The organism is Pseudomonas sp. LBUM1668 (assembly GCF_059695715.1).
Genome location: NZ_CP166787.1, coordinates 5,746,099 through 5,771,373 on the forward strand (window position 1 = coordinate 5,746,099; position 25,275 = coordinate 5,771,373).

General features: G+C 60.3%; 26 protein-coding genes and 2 pseudogenes. 12 read left to right on the plus strand and 16 right to left on the minus strand.

Annotated features, from left to right (window positions below):
• Positions 1 to 138 precede the first annotated feature (138 nt).
• A complete protein-coding gene (locus ACA061_RS25950; RefSeq protein WP_150616821.1) occupies positions 139 to 789 on the plus strand; it encodes a DedA family protein in 651 nt (216 codons plus the stop codon).
• A gap of 30 nt (positions 790 to 819) precedes the next feature.
• On the opposite strand, the pseudogene ACA061_RS25955 reads toward ACA061_RS25950, so the two are convergent.
• A pseudogene (locus ACA061_RS25955) lies at positions 820 to 980 on the minus strand (sterol desaturase family protein); the annotation flags it as partial.
• 96 nt (positions 981 to 1,076) lie between these two features.
• On the opposite strand from ACA061_RS25955, the gene elbB reads away from it, so the two are divergent.
• Positions 1,077 to 1,745, plus strand: coding sequence for an isoprenoid biosynthesis glyoxalase ElbB (gene elbB / locus ACA061_RS25960; protein ID WP_042561688.1), 669 nt, complete (start codon positions 1,077 to 1,079; stop codon positions 1,743 to 1,745).
• Positions 1,746 to 1,811: 66 nt separating this feature from the next.
• On the opposite strand, the gene ACA061_RS25965 is transcribed toward elbB, so the two are convergent.
• Positions 1,812 to 2,267, minus strand: a complete 456-nt coding sequence (locus tag ACA061_RS25965) for a YaiI/YqxD family protein (RefSeq protein ID WP_150604779.1) — start codon at positions 2,265 to 2,267, stop codon at positions 1,812 to 1,814.
• A 136-nt stretch (positions 2,268 to 2,403) separates the two neighbouring features.
• The gene (locus tag ACA061_RS25970) at positions 2,404 to 4,302 is read right to left on the minus strand and encodes an FTR1 family protein (protein ID WP_497300271.1); all 1,899 of its coding nucleotides are present in this window, start codon (positions 4,300 to 4,302) and stop codon (positions 2,404 to 2,406) included.
• Between the two features lie 166 nt (positions 4,303 to 4,468).
• On the opposite strand from ACA061_RS25970, the gene ACA061_RS25975 reads away from it, so the two are divergent.
• The 5 genes from ACA061_RS25975 to ACA061_RS25995 all read left to right on the plus strand — a co-directional run bounded on the left by ACA061_RS25975 (position 4,469) and on the right by ACA061_RS25995 (position 9,201).
• Entirely contained in the window at positions 4,469 to 5,842 is a 1,374-nt protein-coding gene (locus ACA061_RS25975; RefSeq protein ID WP_497300272.1) for a COG3014 family protein, read from the plus strand.
• Between the two features lie 203 nt (positions 5,843 to 6,045).
• Positions 6,046 to 7,440 carry a COG3014 family protein gene (locus tag ACA061_RS25980; RefSeq protein ID WP_150616824.1) on the plus strand — a complete coding sequence of 465 codons (1,395 nt, stop codon included), beginning with the start codon at positions 6,046 to 6,048 and terminating at the stop codon, positions 7,438 to 7,440.
• 15 nt (positions 7,441 to 7,455) lie between these two features.
• Entirely contained in the window at positions 7,456 to 7,830 is a 375-nt protein-coding gene (locus ACA061_RS25985; RefSeq protein WP_042561692.1) for a YcfL family putative periplasmic lipoprotein, read from the plus strand.
• A 36-nt stretch (positions 7,831 to 7,866) separates the two neighbouring features.
• Positions 7,867 to 8,454 carry a penicillin-binding protein activator LpoB gene (lpoB, locus tag ACA061_RS25990; RefSeq protein ID WP_007911129.1) on the plus strand — a complete coding sequence of 196 codons (588 nt, stop codon included), beginning with the start codon at positions 7,867 to 7,869 and terminating at the stop codon, positions 8,452 to 8,454.
• A 3-nt stretch (positions 8,455 to 8,457) separates the two neighbouring features.
• Positions 8,458 to 9,201 carry a penicillin-binding protein activator LpoB gene (locus tag ACA061_RS25995; RefSeq protein ID WP_210553403.1) on the plus strand — a complete coding sequence of 248 codons (744 nt, stop codon included), beginning with the start codon at positions 8,458 to 8,460 and terminating at the stop codon, positions 9,199 to 9,201.
• Between the two features lie 188 nt (positions 9,202 to 9,389).
• Here the strand turns inward: ACA061_RS25995 and rhtB are convergent, their stop codons facing one another.
• The 3 genes from rhtB to ACA061_RS26010 form a co-directional block, all read right to left on the minus strand.
• Positions 9,390 to 10,022: a homoserine/homoserine lactone efflux protein gene (rhtB, locus tag ACA061_RS26000; RefSeq protein ID WP_150616826.1), complete on the minus strand. Its 633-nt coding sequence runs from the start codon at positions 10,020 to 10,022 to the stop codon at positions 9,390 to 9,392.
• A 155-nt stretch (positions 10,023 to 10,177) separates the two neighbouring features.
• Positions 10,178 to 10,759, minus strand: a complete 582-nt coding sequence (locus ACA061_RS26005) for a mechanosensitive ion channel family protein (RefSeq protein WP_150593492.1) — start codon at positions 10,757 to 10,759, stop codon at positions 10,178 to 10,180.
• Positions 10,759 to 12,669 carry an ATP-binding cassette domain-containing protein gene (locus ACA061_RS26010; RefSeq protein WP_150616827.1) on the minus strand — a complete coding sequence of 637 codons (1,911 nt, stop codon included), beginning with the start codon at positions 12,667 to 12,669 and terminating at the stop codon, positions 10,759 to 10,761. Before ACA061_RS26010 ends, ACA061_RS26005 begins: the two co-directional genes overlap by 1 nt.
• Before the next feature lie 50 nt (positions 12,670 to 12,719).
• Between ACA061_RS26010 and ACA061_RS26015 the strand changes: the two genes are divergently transcribed.
• Positions 12,720 to 13,181: a TIGR02444 family protein gene (locus ACA061_RS26015; protein ID WP_210553401.1), complete on the plus strand. Its 462-nt coding sequence runs from the start codon at positions 12,720 to 12,722 to the stop codon at positions 13,179 to 13,181.
• Here the strand turns inward: ACA061_RS26015 and ACA061_RS26020 are convergent.
• Positions 13,178 to 14,350, minus strand: a complete 1,173-nt coding sequence (locus ACA061_RS26020) for an AlgP family protein (protein ID WP_210553400.1) — start codon at positions 14,348 to 14,350, stop codon at positions 13,178 to 13,180. The genes ACA061_RS26015 and ACA061_RS26020 overlap by 4 nt on opposite strands.
• Before the next feature lie 192 nt (positions 14,351 to 14,542).
• On the opposite strand from ACA061_RS26020, the gene ACA061_RS26025 reads away from it, so the two are divergent.
• The gene (locus ACA061_RS26025) at positions 14,543 to 15,208 is read left to right on the plus strand and encodes an FKBP-type peptidyl-prolyl cis-trans isomerase (protein ID WP_497300273.1); all 666 of its coding nucleotides are present in this window, start codon (positions 14,543 to 14,545) and stop codon (positions 15,206 to 15,208) included.
• A 57-nt stretch (positions 15,209 to 15,265) separates the two neighbouring features.
• Here ACA061_RS26025 and ACA061_RS26030 read toward each other — a convergent pair whose 3' ends face one another.
• The 8 genes and pseudogenes from ACA061_RS26030 to ACA061_RS26065 all read right to left on the minus strand — a co-directional run.
• Complete coding sequence (locus ACA061_RS26030) at positions 15,266 to 15,724, minus strand: Rsd/AlgQ family anti-sigma factor (RefSeq protein WP_042561701.1); 459 nt, start codon at positions 15,722 to 15,724, stop codon at positions 15,266 to 15,268.
• 183 nt (positions 15,725 to 15,907) lie between these two features.
• A complete protein-coding gene (locus ACA061_RS26035; protein ID WP_210553399.1) occupies positions 15,908 to 16,459 on the minus strand; it encodes a disulfide bond formation protein B in 552 nt (183 codons plus the stop codon).
• Between the two features lie 218 nt (positions 16,460 to 16,677).
• Positions 16,678 to 17,916, minus strand: a complete 1,239-nt coding sequence (locus ACA061_RS26040; RefSeq protein ID WP_150604791.1) for a heme biosynthesis protein HemY — start codon at positions 17,914 to 17,916, stop codon at positions 16,678 to 16,680.
• Positions 17,913 to 19,055, minus strand: a complete 1,143-nt coding sequence (locus ACA061_RS26045; protein ID WP_497300274.1) for a uroporphyrinogen-III C-methyltransferase — start codon at positions 19,053 to 19,055, stop codon at positions 17,913 to 17,915. Before ACA061_RS26045 ends, ACA061_RS26040 begins: the two co-directional genes overlap by 4 nt.
• A 16-nt stretch (positions 19,056 to 19,071) precedes the next feature.
• Positions 19,072 to 19,839, minus strand: coding sequence for a uroporphyrinogen-III synthase (locus tag ACA061_RS26050; protein ID WP_497300275.1), 768 nt, complete (start codon positions 19,837 to 19,839; stop codon positions 19,072 to 19,074).
• Complete coding sequence (gene hemC, locus ACA061_RS26055) at positions 19,836 to 20,777, minus strand: hydroxymethylbilane synthase (protein WP_210553396.1); 942 nt, start codon at positions 20,775 to 20,777, stop codon at positions 19,836 to 19,838. Before hemC ends, ACA061_RS26050 begins: the two co-directional genes overlap by 4 nt.
• Positions 20,778 to 20,915: 138 nt before the next feature.
• A complete protein-coding gene (locus ACA061_RS26060) occupies positions 20,916 to 21,662 on the minus strand; it encodes a LytR/AlgR family response regulator transcription factor (protein ID WP_042561707.1) in 747 nt (248 codons plus the stop codon).
• Positions 21,659 to 21,799 (minus strand): annotated as a pseudogene (locus ACA061_RS26065) (sensor histidine kinase); the annotation flags it as partial. The gene ACA061_RS26060 and the pseudogene ACA061_RS26065, both read right to left, overlap by 4 nt.
• Positions 21,800 to 22,134: 335 nt before the next feature.
• Between ACA061_RS26065 and argH the strand changes: the two are divergent.
• Complete coding sequence (gene argH, locus ACA061_RS26070; RefSeq protein ID WP_497300276.1) at positions 22,135 to 23,529, plus strand: argininosuccinate lyase; 1,395 nt, start codon at positions 22,135 to 22,137, stop codon at positions 23,527 to 23,529.
• A 118-nt stretch (positions 23,530 to 23,647) separates the two neighbouring features.
• On the opposite strand, the gene ACA061_RS26075 is transcribed toward argH, so the two are convergent.
• Positions 23,648 to 24,307, minus strand: a complete 660-nt coding sequence (locus tag ACA061_RS26075; RefSeq protein WP_150616835.1) for a glutathione S-transferase family protein — start codon at positions 24,305 to 24,307, stop codon at positions 23,648 to 23,650.
• Between the two features lie 123 nt (positions 24,308 to 24,430).
• Between ACA061_RS26075 and ACA061_RS26080 the strand changes: the two genes are divergently transcribed.
• Together ACA061_RS26080 and ACA061_RS26085 are read left to right on the plus strand one after the other, a co-directional pair.
• The gene (locus tag ACA061_RS26080) at positions 24,431 to 24,715 is read left to right on the plus strand and encodes a hypothetical protein (protein WP_150604797.1); all 285 of its coding nucleotides are present in this window, start codon (positions 24,431 to 24,433) and stop codon (positions 24,713 to 24,715) included.
• Between the two features lie 207 nt (positions 24,716 to 24,922).
• Entirely contained in the window at positions 24,923 to 25,168 is a 246-nt protein-coding gene (locus tag ACA061_RS26085) for a TIGR02647 family protein (RefSeq protein WP_150604798.1), read from the plus strand.
• Positions 25,169 to 25,275: the final 107 nt, after the last annotated feature.

The window sequence follows — 25,275 nt, forward strand, 5'->3', positions numbered from 1 at the left end:
ACAGTTATGCGTACCCCGTGACATGTAGCCGCATTCCATTGTCTGTGTAGGAATTGTTCACGTCGAGACACATTTGGACACTTTCATGAATGTGTCCGAAGGGTTAGGCTGCGCGTTCATTTCGCCAGCACCCAGACAATGCTCCAACAATTTCTGCATGACTTTGGCTACTTCGCCCTGTTTCTCGGGACGTTCTTCGAAGGCGAAACCATTCTGGTGCTCGCGGGTTTTCTCGCGTTCCGTGGTTACATGGACATCAACCTGGTGGTGGTCGTGGCGTTCTGCGGCAGTTATGCCGGTGATCAGCTGTGGTACTTCCTGGGGCGCAAGCACGGGCGCAAATTGCTCGCGCGCAAACCGCGCTGGCAATTGATGGGCGACCGGGCGCTGGAGCACATTCGTAAGCATCCTGACATCTGGGTCCTGAGCTTCCGCTTCGTTTATGGCTTGCGCACGGTGATGCCGGTGGCGATCGGCCTGTCGGGGTATCCGCCGGGGCGTTATCTGCTGCTGAACGGCATCGGCGCAGCCATCTGGGCCACCGCGCTGGCGGCTGCCGCTTACCATTTCGGCGCTGTGCTCGAAGGCATGCTCGGCAGCATCAAGAAATACGAACTGTGGGTCCTCGGCGCCCTGCTGGTATTGGGCGTTGGCCTGTGGCTGCGTCGCCGCTTCAAGAATGCGCGTCTGGCGAAGAAGATCTACGCCGACGAGCAAGCCGCGAAAGCCGCGCAGTTGCAGCAAGCCGAACTGGCCAATCCCGCCGAACCCAAGACACCAGCCGAGTAACTCGCTGGCGGGCGGCGCTCGCCATCCCACACTGCGCACAGCAGTGTGGTCCCCCGAAATCATCAGTTCATCGTCGCCCTTTTCCTGGCACGAGTCGAACAGTCGCCCCAAATAATGAACACCCCGCCGTCGTTGCGATCCATGTAGAGAGCGCTCCGTGCATGCTGTGTCCGATGATTGGACGGCGTGAGTCCTGAGACTGACCGTAGGGGTCGCCCCCCATAAACCCTATGGCAACGCGCGATAAATTAGTGGACATTTAGCGCTATGAATCTGGAGAGAAAACCATGAGCAAAAAAGTTGCAGTGATCCTGTCCGGCAGTGGCGTTTACGACGGCGCCGAGATCCATGAAAGCGTCATTACCCTGCTGCGCCTCGATCAACGCGGCGCGCAGGTGCAGTGTTTCGCCCCGAACATCTCGCAATTGCATGTGATCAATCACCTGACTGGCGAAGAAATGCCCGAGTCGCGCAACGTGCTGGTGGAATCGGCGCGCATTGCTCGCGGCAACATCAAGGACATCCGCGAAGCCGACGTTGAAGACTTCGATGCGCTGATCGTGCCCGGCGGTTTTGGCGCGGCGAAGAACCTCTCGAACTTCGCCATCGAAGGCGCCGGCTGCACCGTGCAGCCAGACGTGCTGGCCTTGGCCGAGGCATTTGCCGAAGCGGGCAAACCGGTGGGGCTGATCTGCATCTCGCCGGCGCTGGCGGCGAAAATCTACGGCCCCGGCGTAACCTGCACCATCGGCAACGATGCCGACACCGCCACGGCGATGAACAAGATGGGCGCGACCCACGAAGACTGCGCCGTGACCGACATCATCGAAGACAAGGCGCGCAAACTGGTGACAACCCCGGCGTATATGCTGGCGCAGAACATCAGCGAAGCGGCTTCGGGGATCAACAAACTGGTCGACCGCGTGCTTGAATTGACTCACGAGAACGACGCCTGACCCGATCTTGCTGCCGAGCTTTTGTGGCGAGGGGATTTATCCCCTCACCACAGGATCCGCGTTGAATCACGGTTTGCGAGTAAGGCGAGTCAGGATGCGGTCCAGCGCATTGGCAAACGCCTGCTTCTCGCGATCACCGAATGGCGCAGGGCCGCCGCTCATCTGGCCCTGTTCGCGCAGATCGGTGAACAGGTTGCGTACTGCCAACCGGTCACCCATGTTCTTCTCGTCGAACTCCTTGCCACGCGGATCCAGCGCTGCCACGCCCTTCTTCACGAGCCGATCGGCCAGCGGAATATCGCTGCAAATCACCAGTTCACCGGGCACCGCGTGCTCGACCAGATAATCGTCCGCCGCATCCGGGCCGCTCGGCACCACGATCAACTTGACGATGGCCAGCCCCGGCTTGATCTGCGGCTGCCCGGCCACCAGCACCACTTCGTACTGTCGCTTGAGGGCAAACTTCACCACCAGATCCTTCGCCGCCCGCGGACAGGCGTCGGCATCGATCCATACACGCATTTTGTTTACCTCTTAAAAGCAAAAGATCGCAGCCTTCGGCAGCTCTTACAGGGTTTTCGGTTGGTCACAAACAGTGTGATCACCTCAATCCCCTGTAGGAGCTGCCGCAGGCTGCGATCTTTTCAGGATCACACAATCAAGCAGCAGAAACCCGCTTCTTCTCCGCCACCCAACTGCGTCCATACAACACAACAATCGCCAGAATCGCCACTGCCTGCGCCGCCAGCGAATACGCATCGGCGTGAATCCCCAGCCAATCGAAATCGAAGAACGGCACTGGCCGTGTGCCGAAGATCCCGGCTTCTTGCAGCGCCTTGACGCCATGCCCGGCAAACACCACCGACAGCGCACACAGCAGCGCCGCGTTGATGCTGAAGAACAGCGTCAGCGGCAGTTTCGCCGAACCGCGCAAGATCACCCATGCAAGCCCGACCAGCAGCACCAGCGCAGTCGCGCCGCCGGCCAACACGGCGTTGTGCCCGGCAGGACCGGCCTGCAACCAGAGGGTTTCGTAGAACAGGATCACTTCGAACAGCTCGCGGTACACCGAGAAGAACGCCAGTATCGCGAAGCCGAAACGCCCGCCGCCGCCAACCAGACTGCTTTTGATGTAATCCTGCCAAGCGGCGGCGTGCCGACGGTCGTGCATCCACACGCCGAGCCACAGCACCATCACGCTGGCGAACAGCGCCGTGGCGCCTTCGAGCAATTCGCGCTGCGAGCCGCTGACGTCGATCACGTACGCCGCCAGCGCCCAGGTGGCGAGGCCGGCCAGCAACGCCAAGCCCCAACCGACGTTGACGCTGCGCACGGCCGACTGCTGGCCGGTGTTGCGCAGGAACGCGAGGATCGCTGCCAGCACCAGAATCGCTTCAAGACCTTCACGCAGCAAAATAAGCAGGCCGGAGATGTAGCTCAACGACCAGCTCAAACCATCGCTGCCGAGCAACCCGGCGGACTCTTTCAGCTTCGCCTTGGCCGCATCCAGACGCTGCTCGGCTTGGGCAACCGGCAGGCCATCCTGCAACGACTGCCGATAGGCCATCAGGGATTTTTCGGTGTCCTTGCGTACGTTGGCGTCGACGTTATCCAGCGAACTCTCGACCAGCTCGAACCCTTCCAGGTACGCCGCCACCGACAGGTCGTAGGCCTGATCGTGCTCACCCGCGCGGTAGGCCGCGAGGCTCTTGTCCAGCGTCGCAGCGGTGTAGTCGAGCAACTGCGCGGGGCCACGTTTGACCTGCGGCGGCTGCGCACGCTGGGCGCGGAAGGTCGCGGCGGCTTGCGCGCCTTCGGCGGCCTGCACTTCGGTCGGTGTCTGGCGCGCAAGATCTGCGATGTTGTAGTTCTTTTCGGATTTGGCCGCCGCTGCATCGGCACTGAAGCCGGCGATGTAAGTGGCCAGATCCCAACGCTGGCGATCATCGAGCTGATCGGCAAACGCCGGCATGTCGGTGCCTTCGACGCCTTGGCCGAGAGTGCTGTAGATCGCGTACAGGCTCAGGTGATCCATGCGCACCGCATCACGCAGATTGGCGGGCGCTGGCGTCAGCCCCACACCTGCCGGGCCGTCACCGGCGCCTGTGTCGCCGTGGCACACCGAGCAATTCTGCGCATAGAGCGGCGCACCACGGGTCGGGTCCGGGGTGATGATCGGCGCCTGGCTCACTTCATACGCCACCGCCAGTTTTGCACCCAGTTGCCGTGCCTGACGGGCCACTTCGGCGCCGTCCTGCTTGGCACTGATGGCTGCATGCAACGCATCGACGCCCTGCTCCAGCGCAGCTTTTTCGGGCTTGGCCGGCAGGTTGGCGATCAAGCTTTGCAGCGCTTGGGTGAATTCCAGCTGTTCGCGGTATTCGGAGTCATCCATGACTTTGCCCGCTGCTACCGTTGGCGGGTAGTCAGCGCTGATGTAATCAAGCAGGTGCAGCGCTTGCGGCGCGCCTTCCACAGTGTCGGCCAGCAGGTTGAAGCTGCTCAGGGCGAACAACGGGAACACCAGCCAGGCCAGGAATCGGGACGAGGCAGTCATGAATGAGTCTCAAATGGTAATACGAAGTTACATATTGTTCACTTCGAAACCGATTCACTCAAGCTTTCTCGCAGATTTGCGCGCCCTGACCTCTGCTCAACGCCAACACTCATCCCTATAATGCCGGCGCGCTACGCCCTTTGAGCTCAAGGAAGAACCGCTGCCCATGCGTCGATATCTGCTGTCTTCAGTGCTACTAATCGCCGTCCTGCACCTGAGTGGATGCGCCGCTTACCGCAATTACGATCAGGAAATGCAGCAGACCAATGACCAGTTGATGCGCGGCAACTTTCAGGGCGCGCTGGATCTGCTGAATTGGAACAACCCGTGGGAAGACAAGGATCTGCTCTATTACTTCGAAAAAGGCGCGATTTTCAGCTTCGCCAACGTGCTGCCGCAGAGCCAGACCGCTTGGCGCAGCGCCGACCAAATGGTCTTCCAGCGCGAAGAGGCCGTCCCCTCCGGCGCCAGCAAGCTGCTCAACCGGTTCGCCTATGAAATGGGCACCATGCTGGTCAACGACAAGCTGAGTCGCTACGAGGGCTACGACTACGAAAAAGTCATGCTGACCACGCAGATGGCTCTCAACCAACTGGCCGAGAGTGATTTCGACGGCGCCCGGGCCGACATCAAGAAAACCCACGAACGTGAAGCGCTGATTGCCCGCCAGCGAGAACGCCATTACGAAGAACTCGAAGCGCAGGCCGGCGCTCAGGGCATCAAGGTGCAATACAAGGATCTGCAAGGTTATCCGGTCACCACGCTGGATGCCCCGGCGGTGATCGAATTGAAAAACGGCTACCAGAGCGCGTTCAGCCACTATCTGGCCGGTTTCACCTATGAAGCACTGGGCGAACGGGACCTGGCCGCCCCGGGCTATCGGCAGGCGATCGAATTGCGCCCGGACCTGGCTTTTCTCCAGCAGGCGCTGCGCAATCTCGACAAGTCGCCAGCCAAAGCGGATGAAAGTGATGTCCTGATCGTCGTCCAGACGGGCCTGGCACCGGCCCGCAGTTCGGTGAGCGTGCCGATCCCGGTACGGCTGAATGAAAACCTGGTGATCGTCGCACCGATCTCCCTGCCGATTATGGTGCCGGACACCGTTACACCTGCGTTCGACCACATCGTGGTGGATGGCCGAAAACGGCCGCTGACCGTCGTCAACAGTGTCACCGACATGGCTTTTCGTACGTTGCGCGATGACATGCCGGCGATCATTTCCCGGGCGATGTTTCGCGCGAACATGGCCGCTATATCCCAGGCTCAGGAAAACGAACGCAATCCGGCCAAAGCCTCGCTGGTGGTCACCCAGCACGATCCTTTCGAAGAGGCCGACACCCGAACCTGGCGCACGTTGCCGGACAAGACACTGGTCGCACGAGTCCGTCTGAAAAAGGGCGAGCATCTGTTCAGCGCCCCGAATGTCCCGGGAGCGCCGCCGCTCGCCTGGCGTATCGACCGCGATCACCAGTTGGTCTACCTGCGTGCGCTGGGCGACATCGCCAACCTTGTCGGTAACGGGTATGTGCCGACCAAGTAATGGCACGTAACTATTCCGCGCAATTAAAAAGCTATTACATAGCCATCACTGCGCGCCTATAATGCCGCGCCCTCGCTAAGGCGAAACGGCATAAAAGCTCCTCTTGTTATGAGGAATTGGCAGGAGGCCAGTGCCACTGTCGATCGGTCCCACCAGCCCGACCCGCACACGAGGCTGTCGTTACTCATGGAAGAAGTACCCCCATGGCATTCCGCGCTCCCACTCTGATCGCCCTCAGCGCCGTCACTCTGCTGTCCGGCTGTTCAGCGTTTCGCAACTACGATTCCGAACTGGCACAGACCAACCAGCAACTGGCTTCCGGCAATGTCGATGCCGCGCTGACCCTGCTGGAAAAGAACAACACCAGCCCCGACAAAGACCTGCTCTATTACTTCGAGAAAGGTGAGTTGCTGCGCGCCAAGGGCGATCTGTCGGGCAGCCAGAATGCCTGGACCAGCGCTGACAAAGTCGTCGGCCAGTGGGAAGATTCGGTCAAGCTCGACACCGGCAAATACCTCGCCCAGTTCGGCAGCTTCGTGGTCAACGACAAGGTTCGCCGCTACGAAGGCTACGACTATGAAAAAGTCATGCTGACCACGCAGATGGCCCTGAACCTGCTGGCGGTCAACGACTTCGATGGCGCGCGCACCGCGATCAAACGCACTCACGAGCGCGAAGCAGTGATCGCCGACCTGCGTGACAAGGAATACCTCAAAAGCGAGGAAGAGGCCGAGAAAGAAGGCGTCAAGACTCAGTACAAGGATCTGCAAGGCTATCCGGTCGCCAGCCTCGACGCACCGGAAGTGGTCAGCCTGAAAAACAGCTACCAGAGCGCGTTCAGCCATTATCTGGCCGGTTTCGTTTACGAAGCCCTGGGTGAAAAAGACCTGGCTGCACCGGGCTACCGCAAGGCTGTCGAACTGCGCCCGAACACGCCGCTGCTGGAACAGGCACTGGTCAACCTCGACAAGCCGAGCAAGAGCGATGACAGCGACATCCTGATCGTGGTGCAAAGCGGTCTGGCGCCAGCACGCGATTCGATCCGCGTGCCACTGCCGTTGCCGATTTCCAACAACGTGGTGATCACTCCGCTGTCGTTCCCGATCATCAAGGCCGACACCTCCACCGCGCCGTTCGCGCAGATCGGTGTCGATGGCCAGCAAGTCAACCTGACTGCCCTCAACAGCACCACCGCCATGTCCCGTCGCGCCCTGCGTGATGACATGCCCGGCATCATCCTGCGCACCACCGTGCGCGCGATCACCAAAGGTGTCGCGCAGAAGCAGATCAACGAAACCAACCCACTGGCCGGTCTGGCGGTAGGTATTTCTTCAGCCGTGCTCGAAGGTGCCGATACCCGTACGTGGCGCACCCTGCCGGACAACACCCAAGTGGTGCGTCTGCGCTTGAAGAAAGGTGAACACCAAGTCACTCTGCCGAGCGCCGTGGGCGGGTCGGTGGTCAAGGTCACCGTCGATCAGCGTTATCAGGTGATCAGCCTGCGCGCCGTAGGCAATCAGGTATTCGCTGGCGGTATCGCCGCCCACGTGATCCCGAGCGCCAGTGCGACCAACGTCGCCAGCCTCAAACAACCTTAAGAACGGAGTCTTTGCATGCGCTTCAAACTCATCGCCGTCGCCGCCCTCGCCTTGCTGGCCAGCGGCTGCGCTACCCCGCCACCTCCTGAGCCGGGCAGCGCCGCGAGCAAAGTCGTGGCCATGGGCCCGCAGAAACACATCGTGGTCGGCGCCATGCGCGTCGCCCGCGAAAACGGCTTCATGACCGTCAACGTGCAGTTGAGCAACACCCTCAACAGCAACAAGATTTTCTACTACCGCTTCGCCTGGCTCGGCGCGGAAGGTTTCCCGGTTGCTGAAGAAGAAGTCTGGAAAAGCCAAATGATGTACGGCGCCCAGACCAGCTTCATTCAGGCGATCGCCCCGACGCCCAAAGCCGTGGACTTCCGTCTGGAAATCAAGACGCCTTAAGCCCGCCACCCTATTCCTGTTTTAGAGAGCACTGACATGTTTGTACGCTTTTCCTGCATCGCCGTTATCGCCCTGCTGGCCTCCGGTTGCGCCAACACCTCGCCGACCCTGGGCAGCAAGAACATCAGCTACGGCGACACCAAGGCTGTTGAAACCGTCACCAACGAGTTCGGTTCGACCGACCTGCAGATGATCGCCGAGTCGATGACCCGCTCGCTGGCTCAGTCCGGCATTCTGCAGGGCCGTCCGGTGGTTCAGGTCTACGACGTGAAGAACAAGACCAGCGAGTACATCGATACCCGCGAAATCACCACCAGCATCAAGACTCAGCTGATGAAGACTGGCGTTGCCCGCTTCGCCAGCGACAACAACGCGATGCAGAGCCAGGTTGACCAGCTCAAGCTGCAAAACCAGAGCGGCCTGTACAAGAAGAGCACCGTGGCCAAGACCGGCAACATGGTGGCTGCCAAGTACCGCATCGAAGGCTCGATCAGCTCGATCGTCAAGCGCAGCAGCGATTACAAGGACGTCTTCTACAAATTCAGCCTGCAATTGATCGACGTTGAAAGCGGTCTGGCCGAGTGGATGGACGAAAAAGAGATCCGCAAAACCACGGAGCGTTAATCGATGCGCACATGGATTGGCATCATGGCCCTGGCTTGCGCGTTTGGCGCGCAAGCGGCCCCGAAAGTCGCGGTGACGGATCTGGCGTATCAGGAACGTGTGGAGCAATACATCCACATCGTTTCGGCGCAGAGCAATTATCGTGAGGGTTACTACAGTGCCAGTGGTTCTTCGAGCTATAACGAGATCGAAGCCACCACCAGCTACATCGAGCAGACCGAGCTGCGCAAGTTCACCGGTGACATCAAGGGTGAAATCCTGCGCACCGGCATGTTCCAGCTGGTGCAGGGTACGCCGTACACCGCATCGTCCAAGGGTGACATCTACGACGTGATCAAGCGGATCAAGGCCGGCAACTTCAAGGGCGCCGACTACGTGCTGTTCGGCACCGTGTCGGACATCGACTTCACCCAGGACATGAACGAGCTGGCGCACACCGACAGCTATTCGGCGGTACTGGGCCTGACGTTGGTGGCGGATTTCAGCCTGATCAACACCAAGACCTTCGAAATCACTTCGGCCTTCACGGCAATGGGTGAAGCGCAGGACACCAAACTGGTGAACGGCCGCGACATCAAGATCTCGCTGAACCGCCCACGGGTGGTGCGCGAGGTATCGAAGGCGCTGGGCGAGGACGTGGCCGGGCAACTGAGCCAACAACTCGGTGGTGGCGGTTACGAGCAGCCGCGCGAGCCGCAGCAGCGCAACAATCTGCCGCGCGATACGGCGCCGGTGATTTTGCGCTGAGTATGGACTGAGGGCTCTTGTGGCGAGGGGATTTATCCCCGATGCGTCGCGAAGCGGCCCCGCTTTTAACTAAAAAGCAGGGGCCTGCTGCGCAGTCCATCGGGGATAAACCCCTCATCACACGTAAGTGCGACACAGTGCAATAAAAAAGGCGACCTCATGGGGTCGCCTTTTTTGTGTCTGTCGGTTTAGACCGCCGCTTTGCGCAACGTCGCCATGAACGCTGCGGCGCCAATGAACAACCCGGCAAACGTGCGGTTCATGCGTTTCTGCTGCTTGGGCGTGCGCAACGCTCGCAGAACTTTGGACGCCAGTCCGGTGTAGCCAGCCATGACAATCAGGTCGACAAACACCATCGTCGCGCCGATCACCAGATACTGGATCAGCAGCGGCGCGTGGGGATTGATGAACTGAGGCAGCACCGCCAGCATGAAGATCAAGGCCTTGGGGTTACTCATGTTGACTAGGAAACCACGGAAGATCAGAACTGACGGCTTGCCAATCGGGCGAATGGCCGCGTCATCGCTCATGTCGCTGGGCAGTGCGCGCCATTGCTTGATCCCGAGGTAGACGAGATAGGCGACGCCGAACCATTTGATGGCATAGAAGGCGGTAGCGGAAGCCGCGAGAATCGCGCCGACACCGGCGCCGACAATCGCGATTTGCAGGGCCAGCCCCAATTGCAAACCCAGCGCGTTCCAGTAACCACGCCAGAACCCGTATTGCAGACCGCTGGACATCGACGCAATGGCGCCAGCGCCCGGAGAAAGACTGATCAACCAGCAGGCGGCAAAAAATGCCAGCCATGTTTCAAGCTCCATCGCACACCTCGACTTTGACTCGTGACAGACGTCCAAGCTAATGCGCTTCGGGGTGAAAAGCAAAAGATCGCAGCCTTCGGCAACGCCTACACAGGATTGACGTTCATCCTGTAGGAGCTGCCGAAGGCTGCGATCTTTTGATCTTGCGTGAAAACCTACTTCTCAAACCCACTCGACGGGAACACATCAGTCCCCCGCCAACGTCGTACCGAACGCTGGAAGAACAGGCTGTTCGGCACCTGGACCATCGCGCTACCGGTGCCCAACTCCTCAGCCTCGATCAACGTGGTGTAGAGCAGATTGATCGCCACCACCCGGCCTTTGACCCCAGGCTTGTCGGTGGTGTCGACCAGTTCGACCACATCGCCCAACCGAAACGGGCCAACGGTGAAAATCAGAATCGCGCAGAGCAGGTTCGACAGCACGCTCCACATGGCGAAAAACGCCACCGCCGCCACCGCGACGAAACCCGACAGCGCCGTCCACAACACAGTGGCCGACACGCCGAGGCGCTGCAGCACAAAGATCACCGCGCTGCCCATGATCAGCCAGCGCAGCACACCACGCAGCGGCATCAGCAGTTGCGGCGGAAACGGATAGCGTTCGCCCAGACGGGTCAGACATTTGGCCACGAAGCGCTGGGCCAGATAACCGGCCAGCAGGATCAGCAGAATCTGCACGCCGAGCCAGATCGGCTCGACCCACATCGCCGGCAGCGGCAGCTTGAACGCTTCCATCAGGACAGCGCCTCCAACTCCGCTTGCATGCTTTCCAGCGTCTCCAGCGCTTCCATCCACGCCTCTTCCAGCTCGCCTTCGCGCACTTTCAATTTCGCTTGCTCGGCCAGCAGATCACGCAATTCGTTCTTGCGCGCCGGCTCGTAGATGTCGCTGTCGCCGAGGCTGGCGTCAACCTTGGCCAGCTTCTCGTGAAGCTTGCCCAATTCGGCTTCGAGCTTGTCGGCCTCACGCTTGTGCGGCGCCAGTTGCTGACGCAACGCAGCAGCAGCCTGACGCTGAGCCTTCTTGTCGGTTTTATCCGGGTTGACCGGGGTGTTACTGACCGGCGCATTGCGCTGACGGTATTCCACCAGCCAACGAGCATAGTCTTCGAGGTCGCCATCGAACTCTTCAACCTTGCCATCGGCAACCAGATAGAAGTTGTCGGTGGTGCTCTTGAGCAAGTGCCGATCGTGAGACACCACCAGAACCGCGCCGCTGAATTCCTGCAACGCCATGGTCAGCGCCAGGCGCATTTCCAGGTCGAGGTGGTTGGTCGGTTCGTCGAGCAGCAACAGGTTTGGCCGCTCCCAGGCGATCAATGCCAGGGCCAGACGCGCCTTCTCGCCACCGGAGAAATTCAGCACAGGCTCATCGAGCCGCGCACCACGGAAGTCAAAACCGCCGAGGAAGTCGCGCAACGCTTGTTCACGCTCGGTCGGCGCCAGACGCTGCAAGTGCAGCAACGGGCTGGCCTTGGCGTCCAGCGAGTCGAGTTGATGCTGGGCGAAGTAACCGACCACGGTGTTCTCGCCACGGGTCAGTCGCCCGGACAGCGGTTCGAGCTCGCCGGCGAGGTTTTTGATCAGTGTCGATTTACCCGCGCCGTTAGGGCCGAGCAAACCGATGCGCGCGCCAGGGGTCAGTTGCAGCTTGACCTTCTCCAGCACGGTTCGGTCGCCGTAGCCCAGGTTCGCATCGGACAGATCGATCAGCGTGCTGGAGATCTTGCTCGACTCGCGGAACACGAAATCGAACGGCGAATCGACGTGGGCCGCCGACAGCTCTTCCATGCGCTCCAGCGCCTTGATTCGGCTCTGCGCCTGACGGGCCTTGGTCGCTTGCGCCTTGAAGCGGGCGATGTAGCTTTCCATGTGCGCACGCTGCGCCTGCTGCTTCTCGTAGGCTTGTTGCTGCTGGGCCAGACGTTCGGCACGGGCACGTTCGAACGCGGTGTAGCCGCCGCGATACAGGGTGATTTTGCGCTGATCGACATGGGCGACGTGATCGACGACTTCGTCGAGGAAATCGCGGTCGTGGGAAATCAGCAGCAAGGTGCCGGCGTAACTTTTCAGCCAGTCCTCAAGCCAGATGATGGCGTCGAGGTCCAAGTGGTTGGTCGGTTCGTCGAGCAACAACAGATCCGACGGGCACATCAATGCCTGCGCCAGGTTCAGACGCATCCGCCAGCCACCGGAGAAATCTCCGACCTGCCGATCCATCTGTTCGTTGGTGAAGCCCAGACCGGCCAGCAACTTGCGGGCACGGGCGTCGGCGGTGTAGCCGTCGGCGCTGTCGAGTTCGACGTGCAGACGCGCCAGGGCAACACCGTCATGCGCTTCCTCGGCCACGGCGAGGTCACGTTGCACCTCGCGTAGACGCAGGTCGCCATCGAGCACATAGTCGACCGCAAGGCGTTCGAGCGTGTCGACCTCTTGGCGCATGTGTGCGATCCGCCAGTCGGCCGGCAGCAGGCAATCGCCCGAGTCCGGGTGCAATTCGCCGCGCAGCAAGGCAAACAGGCTGGATTTGCCGGCGCCGTTGGCACCGATGAGGCCAGCTTTGTGGCCGGCGTGCAGGGTCAGCTCGGCGTCTTCTAGCAGACGTTGCGGGCCACGCTGTAAAGTCAGGTTCTGAAGTCGGATCATAATGGCGGCGGAGTCTACCAGCTTCGCTCACAACTAGCGCGAGTAGCACGATGTCCTCTGACCTGTGGAGCTTTGCCCTTGCCACCTACGCCCGTCCGGGCGTGGAAGACGCATGCCTGCAACTGCAAACGGCGGGGGTCAATGTGTGCCTGTTGCTGTGCGGTTTGTGGCTGGAGCAACGCGGCGCGAGCTGTGATGAACAGCGTGCGGGGCAGCTTCAGGCGCTGACCGGGCCTTGGGACATCGAGGTTGTGCAGCCGCTGCGAACCCTGCGCATGCAATGGAAAGCGCGGGCTTTGGATGATGTGGTGTTGAAGGGTATACGCGAACAAGTCAAAGCGCTGGAGCTGGAAGCCGAACGCGCGTTGCTGTCGCGGCTGGAGGGCATTGCTCAGGTGTGGGGGCGGAACGCAGCTGGATCAATCGGCTGGCTGGAGGCGCTGGCTGGCTCGGCGGCCAACCTGAACCGCGACGCGCTGCAAGTGCTGCGCGTCGCGGCGATCAGCACTTAGGAAGCGCTGGTCGGGTTGCTGCTGATGCTCGACGCAGCGGCTGGCGATGGCGCAGTCGAAGTGGTCGAGGTAGTGGCGGCGGCAGGTGCAGCTGGCGCAGCCGGGGTTGCCGGTGCGGCAGGCTTGGCAGCTTGCGCGGTAGCCGGTTTGGCAGCGGCTGGCTTGGCGGCCACTGGTTTTTTCGCGGCAGGCTTAGCGGCAGGTTTTGCCGCTGGCTTGGCTGCAGGTTTAGCGGCGGCAGGCTTGGCGGCGGCAGTTGCCGGCTTAGCAGCGGCAGCTGGTTTCGCGGCTGACTTGGCTGCCGGCTTGGCGGCGGCTTTCACTGCTGGTTTCGCAGCTGGCTTGGCGGCCGGTTTTGCAGCAACTTTCGCCGCTGGTTTTGCTGCTGGTTTAGCAGCAACAGGTTTGGCGGTCGATTTGGCTGCAGGTTTCGCAGCGGCAGTTTTAGCGGCAGGTTTCACTGCAGTCCGGGCCGCAGGTTTTGCCGCTGCGGTTTTCGCTGGAGCAGCTTTGGCCGCGGCTGGTTTGGCAGCAGCAGTTTTGCGTGCGGCTGGTTTGGCAGCGGTGGTTTTAGTTGCCGGTTTCGCAGCGCTCGCCGCAGCAGCCGGTTTTTTCGCCGCAGTTTTCGCAGCCGTTTTTACAGGTGCTTTGGCAGCCGGTTTTGCGGCGGCTTTCGCAGCAGGTTTGGCAGCGGCGGTTTTCGCCGGTGCCTTGGCAACAGCAGGTTTCGCTGCGGCTTTCTTCGCCGGTGCCGATGCAGGTTTAGCGGCACGGGAGGTCAACACTTTGCCCACGGCTTCTTGCACGCGACCAACACCCTGGGCCAGTTTCAGGCTTTCCTGAGCATCGCGCTTGAGTTGCAGAATGTAGCTGCGGGTATCAGATTGGCGATCCTTCAAGGCATCAAGCAGTTCTTCCAGTTCTTTCACTGCGCCTTTGGCTTTGGTCTGAGCCTTGGCTTTACCGGCGGCAGCTGCGTCCTGCAATTTGGTGCGGGACTTGTGCAGTTTTTCTTGCGCCTTGCCACGTTGCTTTTCAAGTTTGGCGAGCAGTTTTTCAGCATCAGCCAAGGCTTGCGAGCAAGCGTTTTCCAAATGCTCGAGCAAGCTGCCCGAGAGTTGTTGGAGTAAGTGCAACGGAGTATTTACAGGCTTCTTGGTGGCCGACATGGTTTACCTCCTGGCTGACGTGAGTGCGGCTCATACTAGACCTCTGCTGCTACCGCCGCTAGGTCATCTTGACAGTATCAATTGCGTTGCGTTGCACCGGGGTGAAAATGTTCTGCCCGCAGTCAAAAGCAGTTCACCGTTGCAGACGTTCGCGCTGGCATAATCCACCGCATCTCAGGACGGAGAGTGCCCATGTCGCGCTACCTTTTTTTATCCCTCTGCATGATTTTTTCCAGCGCCCACGCCGACGAAAAAACCACCGCGAACGACGCTCATGATCTGGCCTATAGCCTGGGTGCCAGCCTCGGTGAACGGCTACGCCAGGAAGTCCCGCAATTGCAGATTCAGGCACTGATTGATGGCTTGCAGCAGGCTTATCAAGGCAAGCCGCTGGCCCTGAGCGAAGCGCGGATCGAACAGATTCTGGCCGATCACGAATCGCAAAATGCCGAACACAACGCGCAGCCTTCGAGCGAGGCCGCGATGGAAAACGAACAACGTTTCCTCACTGCGGAAAAAGCCAAACCGGGAGTAAAGGAACTGGCTGACGGCATCCTGCTTACCGAGCTTGCACCTGGCACGGGCACCAAGGCCGGGCCCGATGGAAAAGTGCAGGTGCTGTATATCGGTCGCTTGCCGGACGGCACCGTGTTCGATCAGAACAGTCAGCCGCAGTGGTTCAACCTCGACAGCGCGATTGCCGGTTGGCGCACCGCACTGCAAAACATGCCGGTGGGAGCGAAATGGCGACTGGTGATTCCATCGGATCAGGCTTATGGTGCCGACGGTGCCGGGGACTTGATCGCGCCATTCACGCCGCTGGTATTTGAAGTCGAATTGCGCGGCGCGACGAGTTGATCAGGCATAAAAAAACGGTGCGCTTGAGGCGCACCGTTTTTTGTTGAGCAAAGCCAATCAGGCCTGAACTGAATCTTCTTCCTTGTGCGCCGTATGCAGCACTTCAATCAGGCAATCTTCGAGTTCGAAGCGCTCGTGAAGCAGGCCGCCGAGCTCTTTGAATTTCTCGACAACGCATTTGCCTTCATCGCAAAGATCGTTGAACGCGAGAAGCTTTTCGGTGATGACGTCGATGCGCGGATAAATCGTCTCGGCGAGTTCCAGTCCACGCTTGTCGTTGAAGGCCTTGGCTTCGCCCGTCAGCTGTTCATAGATTTCGAAGTGCCCCGCCGATACGTAATCAACCAGCACGCCGCAGAATTCCTGCAAGGGCTTGCGGCTCTCGGACAGGGTCTGAGGCTCCGCGCCGAGATTATCGTAGGCATCGATCAGCTCCTTGCGTTCCTGGAGCCAGCGGTCGATCAGCAGATGAACTCCACCCCAACGTTCCTGAGCATTCTGACAACTTTCGAGCATGGCGATCTCTCTTCCCTTGTGGGTCATGCTGCTCTACACCCGCTTCCCGCTTTAGGTTTTGGCATGGGGGACGGTCGGGCAGAGTGTCATCGAGCAACATAAATCCAATGACACGTGCGGGCCAGATTATGCCCGCACGCCTATGGCTTCAAGGTACGCAGGAGATAAAGTTCATACAAGTGTTTAATCCCGCAGCAGCTCATGGTGCGACGCTTCGCCGCTGAGCGGTCGCTGTAGAGCACTCCAGCCCATTCTCAACAATTGATACACGGCAAGAATCGACACCGCGACAAAGAACAACAGGCTCCACTCCGGGATAGTCAGGTCAAACAATGTCCAGGAGATTTGCGCGCAGTCATTGCCGCCGTTAAACATCTTTTGCAACGCACAGATCCACGACTTTCCGCTGAACAGCGCCTCCGAGGTCGGCGCACAATGGATCAGTTGCAGCACCGGATCACTCTGGATCAAGATCTGCCGCCAGGCCGCCGTGATACCGCCCAGACTCGCGCCCAGTGCAGACAACCAGTAAAGCCACAGGCCGACACGCTTGGGGCCATGTACCGACGCCAGACCACAGCAAACACACAGCAACGTGAGGAACAGCCGCTGCACCAGACACAAGCTGCACGGCGTCAGACCCACCGCGTATTCAAGATAATAGGAAGCTCCCAGAGCAAAGGCACTCGCAGTGAAAGCCATGAAGAACAAGGAGCGTGAGCAGGCCAACGACATGGCTTTTCCGTAACAGTAGAGACAGATGGTTACGGTAGAGGAAAGCGTGTCAGCCTTTCAAGGCAAGGCCCTGCCGACAGTTCACCAGAGGTGTAGGGAAAACCCGACAGCGTCGAGAGGATTCGGCGTAGCTCGCTGTAGGACTTTGCCCTAAAGGCTCACTGAAGGTGAATTTTCGCTCGGCAAAGGTGTGCGAGGGAGCTACCTCCCTCGCCAATTCAGACGCGAGCCAGAGCCGGCAGTGGCGCGGCCAACAGGCGCTCATCGAGCAGGCCGAGGCCTTCCTGGAACAGCTGATTGCTGCGTTCGGTATCGCCAAGCTGTGCGAGCAAGCGCGCCAGTTCCGCACAGGCTTCCGGATTGCGCTGCACACGCAGGCTGCTTTCCAGATAATCCCGGGCCTTGCCCCACAGACTGGATTGCAGGCATAGACGGCCCAGGGTCAGCAGCAGACTCGGATCGTTCGGATGATCCTTGAGCCAGCCCTCGGCGGTTTGCAACTGACGCGCCGGATCACTCCCGCGCACCAGGCCATACAGGCGCGCCAGATGGCTGTCGTACTTGCGCTTGAGGGCCGTGCGCAGCACTTCTTCCGCCTCGACCTGGGCGCCCAACTGACGCAGCTGTTCGGCATAAGCCAGCACCAGCGGCGGCTCCTGACGTTGCGCCGAGGTGAGCTGTTGCCAGGCGCGAGTCAGCGACTGCAAACCAACCGCGCCGTCCTCTTCGCGCTGCGCGGCCAGCGACAGGTTTTCACCCCAGGCGCGACGCTCAAGCTCAGCCAGTTCGGCGGGCGGCAAGACTTTATCCTTGCGCAACTCCGGCAGCAGACGAATCACCGCCGACCATTCGCCGCGCTGTTGATACAAACGCTGCAACTGACGCAGCGTCTGCACGTTATGAGGATGACGCTCGTGCATCGCCTGCAATGTCACCAATGCGCCGTCGGTGTCGCCACGGTCGGTCTGCAACTGTGCGTGGTTCAAGGCGATGGCCAGCTCAGCCTGAGGCTGGCGCTCCAGCGCACGCTCAAGCAAACGATCGGACTCTTCGTAATTACCCTGCTCGTTCGCCGCACGGGCAGCGCCGAGGTAGTACAGCAGCGGCTGGCGCTCGGCTTCAGCGGCCCGATACAAATGACGCTGGGCACTGGCCCAACGACCTTCGGCCAGATCCAGTTGGCCGTGTTCGATCGCCACCTGCACCCGACGGCTGCGGTTGCGCCGCGACCATGGATTGACCACGCCGCTGGACGCCATCACCAATTCGATCAGAGCCTTGATGCCCCAGACCAGCAACCACAACACTGCGATCAGCGCCAAAGTCGCCCACAGGCTCGACTCGTAACGGAAGGACTTGTAAGCAACCAACACGTAACCGGAATGCTCGGCAATCGCCAGGCCCAGCGCCGCTGTCGCTGCGATCACCAGAAACACGATCACATAGAGGCGCTTCATGGCGTGGCCTCCTGCGCGGTGTTGGCGGCAGGTTTGGCGAACGGTTTCACCGATTCTTCTGCGTTGACGTTACGCCGCTCGAGATAGGCTTGCACCGCACTCAGGGTGCCGGTCAGATCCGGCGTCTTGACCGAGACCGGTTCCTTGCTCAGCTCGCCGACCTGTTCCAGCATCACTTTGCTTTGCGGATTGTCCGGGTTGAAGTTGCCTTTGAGCACATCGCGCGCCTCAGCCAACGCTTGGGTGTACACCGCCGCCTGACCATTGAGGGCCGCCCATTGTGCCTGCTCCAGCGCGAGACTCAGGGCCAGACGCACCTGGCTCAAACTCTGCCCGGCCAACAGCGGTTTCACATTCTTGTCAGCGTTGAAATCGATACGGATGTAGTGCGAAACCTGATCCCACCACTGCGCCCAGCGACTGGCGCCGTCACCATCGGCGGTCAGGCCCAGCAGCGATTCGCCACGATCCTTGTACTCCGGCGCCAGTTCGGTGAGGTCGATGACCTGATCACGCAGGGCCCCCAACCGCAGGAACAACCCGGTGCGATCCGGCTGCTCGGTGCTGCGCAGCGCAACCAGGGTTTTGGCCACTTGCTCGCGGGCGGCAAAGGAGCCCGGATCGTTCTGTTCGCGGAGGATTTCGTCGGCACCCTGCACCAGTGCCTGGGCGCTGCTGATGTCCTGCAACGCGGAAAGGCGCAGGCTGGCCAGACGCAGCAAGTGCTCGGCCTCGGCCAGACGCCAGTCCTTGCGGCTGGCGCCGAGGACAGTTTCCAGACGTTGATTGAGGCGCTGCTGATCACCCTGAAGCTGCGTCACCAGCCGCTGGCGTTCGGCAAGTTCATCGGCACCGGGCAACTGCGCGAGGCGTTCAGTCAGACGTTGCTCGTTGAGCTTCAGGCTCTGCGCCTGATCGTTCAACGCCTGCACCTGACCCGACTGTTGCTGAGTGTTGGTTTGCAGGTGTCGCACCTGCCAGACTCCCCAGCCACCAATCGCGACCCCGGCCGCACCGAGCAACAGGGCGACGATGGCCAGGCCATTGCCTCGGCGCGGCTCTTGGGCCGGCGGTGGAGTTTCAACTTGTGAATCAATCACAGGCTGGACGTCATCTTTTGGCAAGGCTGTTTCGCTCACGTATCCATCCTTTGCATTAGAAAACGGGTACGGGATGCTCCCGTAACGCCGTCAGCAAAGCCGCGGCACTCGCGCCGCGGCAATCCACAACTGTTTGAGCCCCGGCGGCACGTGCCAGCTCGGCGACTCTTGGGCTTGGAACAAACAACGGCAACCGCGCAATCGACGGCCAGGCATCGCCGGCCATTTGGCGCAGGTGCTCGAAACCCTGTCCACTGCTGACCACCAGCCCGTTCAAGCGTTCCGCTGCGATCCGCTGCGGCAGTACTTGCGCTGCATAGGCCGGCAGCTCGCGTCGATACAATTCCAGATACTCGACACTAGCACCAAGCTCACGCAGACGCTCGGCAAGCAGTTCGCGGCCGCCCTCGCCGCGCAGGATCAACACCTGCGAATTCGGCTGGGCGACGGCTTCACGCAGACGCGGCAACTGCAGCAACGCTTCGCTGTCATCGCCATCGGCCGGACAATGTACATCGAGGCCGCGCTCCTGAAGAATCTGCGCCGTTGCCGCACCGACACTGAACCACGGCATCGTCAACGACTGCGCCCCCTGGGCATCAACCAGCTCCAGCGCAATACGCGCCGCTGGCTTGCTGACCACAATCACTGCGCTGCAATCGGGCAATCGCGCCATCGCCAGACGCATGTTCTCAGAGACCGGCAGCGGGGCAATTTCCAAAAGCGGCAGACAACTACCGAAAATCCCCTGCCCGGCCAACGTCTCTGCAAGCGCCACACAATCATCCGCAGGGCGCGTCAGCAGCAGGCGCCAACCAGTCACTCGTGACCTGCCTCGCCGTAGACTGCTTTAAGAATCTCTTCGGCACCTTGGGCGAGCAGATCTTCAGCGACTCTCACACCCAATGCTTCAGCATCGGCACGAGGGGCCCGCGCTTCGGCGCTGATCAAACGGCCGCCACTCGGCTCGCCCACCAGACCACGCAACCACAATTGCTCGCCTTCAAGCACGGCGTAGCAGGCGATCGGCACCTGGCAGCCGCCATTCAAATGTTTGTTGAGGGCCCGTTCAGCGGTAACCCGCGAAGTGGTATCAGCATGATGCAGCGGTTCCAGCAGAGCGTGGATTTCGCTGTCAGCGCTACGGCACTCGATACCGACCGCGCCCTGGCCACCGGCGGGCAGGCTGTCATCGACACTGATTGCCGAGGTGATGCGATCCTCGAAACCGAGGCGGATCAAACCGGCGGCCGCGAGGATGATCGCGTCGTACTCACCCGCATCCAGCTTGGCCAGACGGGTGTTGACGTTGCCGCGCAGGAACCGGATTTCAAGGTCCGGGCGGCGGGTCAGCAGCTGTGCCTGACGGCGCAGGCTCGACGTGCCGACGATGCTGCCGGCAGGTAGCGCCTCAAGGCTTGGATAAGTATTGGAAACGAAGGCATCACGCGGATCTTCGCGCTCACAGATGCAGAACAGACCAAGGCCTTCAGGGAAGTCCATCGGTACATCTTTCATCGAGTGGACGGCGATGTCGGCTTCGTTTTCCAGCAGCGCGGTTTCCAGTTCCTTGACGAACAAGCCCTTGCCGCCGATTTTCGACAGCGGCGAATCGAGCAGCTTGTCGCCGCGACTGACCATGGGCACCAGTGTCACCAGCAAACCGGGATGGGCCGCTTCCAGACGGGCTTTGACGTATTCGGCCTGCCAGAGGGCCAGCGCACTTTTACGGGTGGCGATGCGGATTTCGCGAGAGGACATGGATCAATCCGTACTGAATAGATACGGCGGATAATAACAGCTCAGCCAAATCCACTTTGACTTGAATCAGAAACGGCGCGGCCTCCCTGGCCTGCAATGCCCGCTAACGAGAAAAATGAGCCCCCGGAAAAGACCGGGTTAAAGACCCTGCATCATTTTGCGCACACCCGCCACATGCCGGCGGCTGACAATCAGCGCATCGCCATTGAGGCCTTTGAGGAATAGCTGGAAATGCCCCAGCGGCGTGCGTTGCAGACGCTCGATGCGGTCGCGGGCGACCAGCGCGTTGCGGTGGATGCGCACGAAGCGCTCGCCAAATTCGTCTTCGAGGGCTTTGAGCGGCTCGTCCAGCAGCACTTCGCCGCCTTCGTGGCGCAAGGTCACGTATTTGTGGTCGGCAATGAAATAGACCACCTGATCCAGCGGGATCAGTTCGATGCCTTTACGGGTGCGGGCACTGATGTGGCTGCGCGGGCCGGTGCCACTTTCGGCAGCGGGGCGGGTCAGGGCCGAGAGTTGCGCCCGATTGGGACGTTCAGCCCGTTTCAGGGCGTCATGCAGGTGTTCGGTTCGCACGGGTTTCACCACATAGCCCACGGCGCTGGCCTGCAGGGCTTCCACGGCAAATTCATCGGGACTGGTGAAAAACACCACGGCGGGCGGTGTTTCTCGCTCGCACAGACGGGCAGCAACCTGCAGGCCGTCGAGGCCTGGCATGCGGATATCGAGCAGCACGATATCCGGCTTGTGGCTGTCGATCAGTGCCAACGCCTCTTCGCCATTCGTGGCGCTGGGCTCCAGGACTGTATAACCCTCGAGCTCGCTCACCATACGGCTGAGGCGCTCGCGAGCCAGTGGTTCGTCATCAACGATCAGGACATTCATATTGCGCTGGATTCCTGCGTGAGTCTCGCACAAGGATAGCGTAGACAGGTGAAGTGACGTCCGTCACCGCGATCCACGCTAAGACTAGCCCGAGCGCCAAAAAGTGCCGTACGTCGGCCAGCAATATTTGCCAGTGTCCGGGTCGTACTGCTCAAAGCCCGCTGTTTCCTGCGTTTCTCGCGGGGTTTGCCGAAGGACAAAACACCCACCTCCACTTCTTATAGTCGGCGGCCAGACCTTTGCGCGATCTGCAGTCGCGCCGACCCTTATGTCCTACTGTAGACGCTCGTCGGGCCGATATTGCTCAATCGAAAAATATCGTTGCGCAAATTCCCGGCACGGCACGCCGACTATGCATGACACGTTGCGAAAAAAACGTATCGACCGGTGTCAACGACAGGATTGGCAACCCTGTTATTATCCGCGCCAGCGTTTCACGCCTTTTTTTCTTCAAGCCGATACGAGCGAATTCATGAGCACTGACAAGACCAATCAGTCCTGGGGCGGCCGCTTCAGTGAACCCGTCGACGCCTTCGTCGCCCGCTTCACCGCCTCCGTCACTTTCGACCAGCGCCTGTATCGCCACGACATCATGGGCTCGATCGCCCACGCCACCATGCTGGCCAAGGTCGGCGTGCTGACCGATGCCGAGCGCGACACCATCATCAATGGCCTGAACACCATTCAGGGCGAAATCGAGGCCGGCCAGTTCGACTGGCGCATCGACCTCGAAGACGTGCACATGAACATCGAAGCGCGTCTGACCGACCGCATCGGCGTGACCGGCAAGAAACTCCACACCGGCCGTAGCCGCAACGACCAGGTCGCCACCGACATTCGCCTTTGGCTGCGTGACGAAATCGACCTGATCCTGGCTGAAATCACCCGCCTGCAACAAGGCTTGCTGGAACAAGCCGAGCGCGAGTCCGGCAGCATCATGCCCGGCTTCACTCACTTGCAGACCGCGCAGCCGGTGACCTTCGGGCACCACATGCTGGCCTGGTTCGAAATGCTCAGCCGCGACTATGAGCGTCTGGTCGACTGCCGCAAACGTACCAACCGCATGCCGTTGGGCAGTGCCGCGCTGGCCGGCACCACCTACCCGATTGATCGCGAATACACCGCGCAATTGCTGGGTTTCGATGCCGTGGGCGGCAACTCGCTGGACAACGTTTCCGATCGCGACTTCGCCATCGAATTCTGCTCGGCCGCGAGCATCGCGATGATGCACTTGTCGCGGTTCTCCGAAGAGCTGGTGCTGTGGACCAGCGCGCAGTTCCAGTTCATCGATCTGCCGGATCGTTTCTGCACTGGCAGCTCGATCATGCCGCAAAAGAAAAACCCGGATGTGCCGGAGCTGGTACGTGGCAAGACCGGCCGCGTGTTCGGTGCGCTGATGGGCCTGCTGACCCTGATGAAGGGCCAGCCACTGGCCTACAACAAGGACAACCAGGAAGACAAGGAGCCGCTGTTCGACGCCGCCGACACCCTGCGCGATTCCCTGCGTGCGTTTGCCGACATGATCCCGGCGATCAAACCGAAACACGCGATCATGCGTGAAGCGGCACTTCGCGGCTTCTCCACAGCGACCGACCTGGCTGACTACCTGGTGCGCCGTGGCCTGCCGTTCCGTGATTGCCACGAAATCGTCGGCCACGCAGTGAAGTACGGCGTCGACACCGGCAAGGACCTGGCTGAGATGAGCCTGGAAGAACTGCGCCAGTTCAGCGATCAGATCGAGCAGGACGTGTTTGCCGTGCTGACCCTGGAAGGCTCGGTAAATGCCCGTGACCATATCGGCGGCACTGCGCCAGCGCAGGTCAAGGCCGCCGTTGTGCGCGGTCAGGCCCTGATCGCCAGCCGCTAAAAGCATCGCTGGCAAGCCAGCTCCCACAGGTTCTGCGTCGAACACGTATTCGTGTTTCAACCCAGAATCCTGTGGGAGCTGGCTTGCCAGCGATTACTGACTTCAGACTGCTAAAAACTCACTTCTTGGCAGCGATCATCGCCAAAAACGCCGGCATCGCCGCCTCTTTATCCGCTGCAATCTTCTGCACATGCGGATTCTGCTCAAGCCGCTCCAGCAGCGCCTTCGCCTCCGGCATCTCTGCCAGCAAATCAATTGCGAACAGCTTCTGCCCCACCGCACACGCCAGCGGCACGCTGTAGAGGAAATACAAATCCGCGATGCTCAGACTGTCGCCCGCCACATACGGGGCGAACTTGCCGTGCCGGCCGAGCGCCGCAAAGCCCAGCAGCAATTCTGATTTGGTCTTTTCCTTGATGGCGTCCGGCAAAGTCATGCCAAAAAACGCTTCGCCGTAGCAGGCGCGACCCGGCAGTTCGATGTACAGCTCGATTTCCTTGGCGATTGCCAGCACCTGGGCCCGCTCGAACGGATCGCTCGGCAGCAGCGGCGTGCCTTTCTGGGTCAGTTCGAGGTATTCGAGAATGATCGCCGTTTCATTGATAAAACCCGCATCAACGCCCAGCACCGGCACTTTGCCGCGCGGGCTGATGGCCAAAGATTCAGCGGTCTGTGCGGGATAGAACGTGACCTCTTCGAACGGCAGGCCTTTTTCCAGCAGTGCCAGTTTGACCATGTTGTAGTAATTGCTGACAGAGAATCCGTAGAGCTTGAGCATCACATAGCCTCCAGGCCGTGCGGGGTGGGCAGTGCCTGTTTATAGATCGCCGAGGCAATTCCCGCCAGCAGCATCACGCCGCTGAATGCGGGTAAACTGGCGCCTTTCCTTGAGGAGCCTGCCATGAGCGAGCCGACAGACATCGATAACGACGAAGAAGAGTTCACCGAGAGCACGCTGATCGAAGCGATCGAGAACCAGATCGAAAGCGACAACCCGCCTGCGGCCAAGGCTACGCTCAACAAGCTGACCCTGGTCGGCGTTGAACGCGAAGAAATCCTCAATCTGATGGCGCATGTGCTGGCTTACGAGATTGACGCGATGCTGGATGAAGATCGCCCATTCGATACCGCATGGTATGAAGCAGCACTGCGTGCGCTGCCAGAGTTGCCACCGGAAAAGTCTTAAGATCAAAAGATCGTCCGATCGCGGCCCGAGCCTTCGGCAGCTCCTACACTCTCCTGTAGGAGCTGCCGAAGGCTGCGATCTTTTTTATGCGGACTACACTGGAATCCGCCCCCAGACAAAAACCCTGACGCGCACACTGGACAGTCCGCGCCGGCAGGTTCACCTTAGGGGCGCTGCGTTCCAATTCCTAGAAAGTCTGGAGTCCTTATGTCGCTTACCCCTGAGTTGGTTGCCGAACTGGAAGTCCTCGCACTCTTCAACCTGGACAGTTCCCAGGAAGGTTTGAAAATTCATCAAACCGCTGCCCCGAAACACATTGCCGCCGCCAAACGCCTTTTCGAGAAAGAGCTGACCGATCAGCCCGATGGCGGATATCTGACCAGCCTGGGGCGTGATGCCGCGCAGAATGTGCAAACCTTACTGACGATCCTGAACGAGCAAGAAACCGCCTGATCCTCCCCGACTTTGCCCACGGGAACTCCTGCCACGGGATTTCCGCGGGCCCACTTGGTCACCTCACGATAGAAATCTGGCGTCAAAAAACAAATTCAGCTTAAAAC

Bases quoted from the DNA above. Each gene is read 5' to 3' on its own strand.
- ACA061_RS25950 (WP_150616821.1), top strand. From the start codon at position 139: ATGCTCCAACAATTTCTGCATGACTTTGGCTACTTCGCCCTGTTTCTC.
- ACA061_RS26040 (WP_150604791.1), bottom strand. From the start codon at position 17,916: ATGAAGCGCCTCTATGTGATCGTGTTTCTGGTGATCGCAGCGACAGCG.
- ACA061_RS25995 (WP_210553403.1), top strand. From the start codon at position 8,458: ATGCGCACATGGATTGGCATCATGGCCCTGGCTTGCGCGTTTGGCGCG.
- argH (WP_497300276.1), top strand. From the start codon at position 22,135: ATGAGCACTGACAAGACCAATCAGTCCTGGGGCGGCCGCTTCAGTGAA.
- ACA061_RS25975 (WP_497300272.1), top strand. From the start codon at position 4,469: ATGCGTCGATATCTGCTGTCTTCAGTGCTACTAATCGCCGTCCTGCAC.
- rhtB (WP_150616826.1), bottom strand. From the start codon at position 10,022: ATGGAGCTTGAAACATGGCTGGCATTTTTTGCCGCCTGCTGGTTGATC.
- ACA061_RS26060 (WP_042561707.1), bottom strand. From the start codon at position 21,662: ATGAATGTCCTGATCGTTGATGACGAACCACTGGCTCGCGAGCGCCTC.
- hemC (WP_210553396.1), bottom strand. From the start codon at position 20,777: ATGTCCTCTCGCGAAATCCGCATCGCCACCCGTAAAAGTGCGCTGGCC.
- ACA061_RS25985 (WP_042561692.1), top strand. From the start codon at position 7,456: ATGCGCTTCAAACTCATCGCCGTCGCCGCCCTCGCCTTGCTGGCCAGC.
- ACA061_RS26025 (WP_497300273.1), top strand. From the start codon at position 14,543: ATGTCGCGCTACCTTTTTTTATCCCTCTGCATGATTTTTTCCAGCGCC.
- lpoB (WP_007911129.1), top strand. From the start codon at position 7,867: ATGTTTGTACGCTTTTCCTGCATCGCCGTTATCGCCCTGCTGGCCTCC.
- ACA061_RS26030 (WP_042561701.1), bottom strand. From the start codon at position 15,724: ATGCTCGAAAGTTGTCAGAATGCTCAGGAACGTTGGGGTGGAGTTCAT.
- ACA061_RS26035 (WP_210553399.1), bottom strand. From the start codon at position 16,459: ATGTCGTTGGCCTGCTCACGCTCCTTGTTCTTCATGGCTTTCACTGCG.
- elbB (WP_042561688.1), top strand. From the start codon at position 1,077: ATGAGCAAAAAAGTTGCAGTGATCCTGTCCGGCAGTGGCGTTTACGAC.
- ACA061_RS26085 (WP_150604798.1), top strand. From the start codon at position 24,923: ATGTCGCTTACCCCTGAGTTGGTTGCCGAACTGGAAGTCCTCGCACTC.
- ACA061_RS26080 (WP_150604797.1), top strand. From the start codon at position 24,431: ATGAGCGAGCCGACAGACATCGATAACGACGAAGAAGAGTTCACCGAG.
- ACA061_RS26015 (WP_210553401.1), top strand. From the start codon at position 12,720: ATGTCCTCTGACCTGTGGAGCTTTGCCCTTGCCACCTACGCCCGTCCG.
- ACA061_RS25965 (WP_150604779.1), bottom strand. From the start codon at position 2,267: ATGCGTGTATGGATCGATGCCGACGCCTGTCCGCGGGCGGCGAAGGAT.
- ACA061_RS26075 (WP_150616835.1), bottom strand. From the start codon at position 24,307: ATGCTCAAGCTCTACGGATTCTCTGTCAGCAATTACTACAACATGGTC.
- ACA061_RS25980 (WP_150616824.1), top strand. From the start codon at position 6,046: ATGGCATTCCGCGCTCCCACTCTGATCGCCCTCAGCGCCGTCACTCTG.
- ACA061_RS26010 (WP_150616827.1), bottom strand. From the start codon at position 12,669: ATGATCCGACTTCAGAACCTGACTTTACAGCGTGGCCCGCAACGTCTG.
- ACA061_RS25970 (WP_497300271.1), bottom strand. From the start codon at position 4,302: ATGACTGCCTCGTCCCGATTCCTGGCCTGGCTGGTGTTCCCGTTGTTC.
- ACA061_RS26005 (WP_150593492.1), bottom strand. From the start codon at position 10,759: ATGGAAGCGTTCAAGCTGCCGCTGCCGGCGATGTGGGTCGAGCCGATC.
- ACA061_RS26020 (WP_210553400.1), bottom strand. From the start codon at position 14,350: ATGTCGGCCACCAAGAAGCCTGTAAATACTCCGTTGCACTTACTCCAA.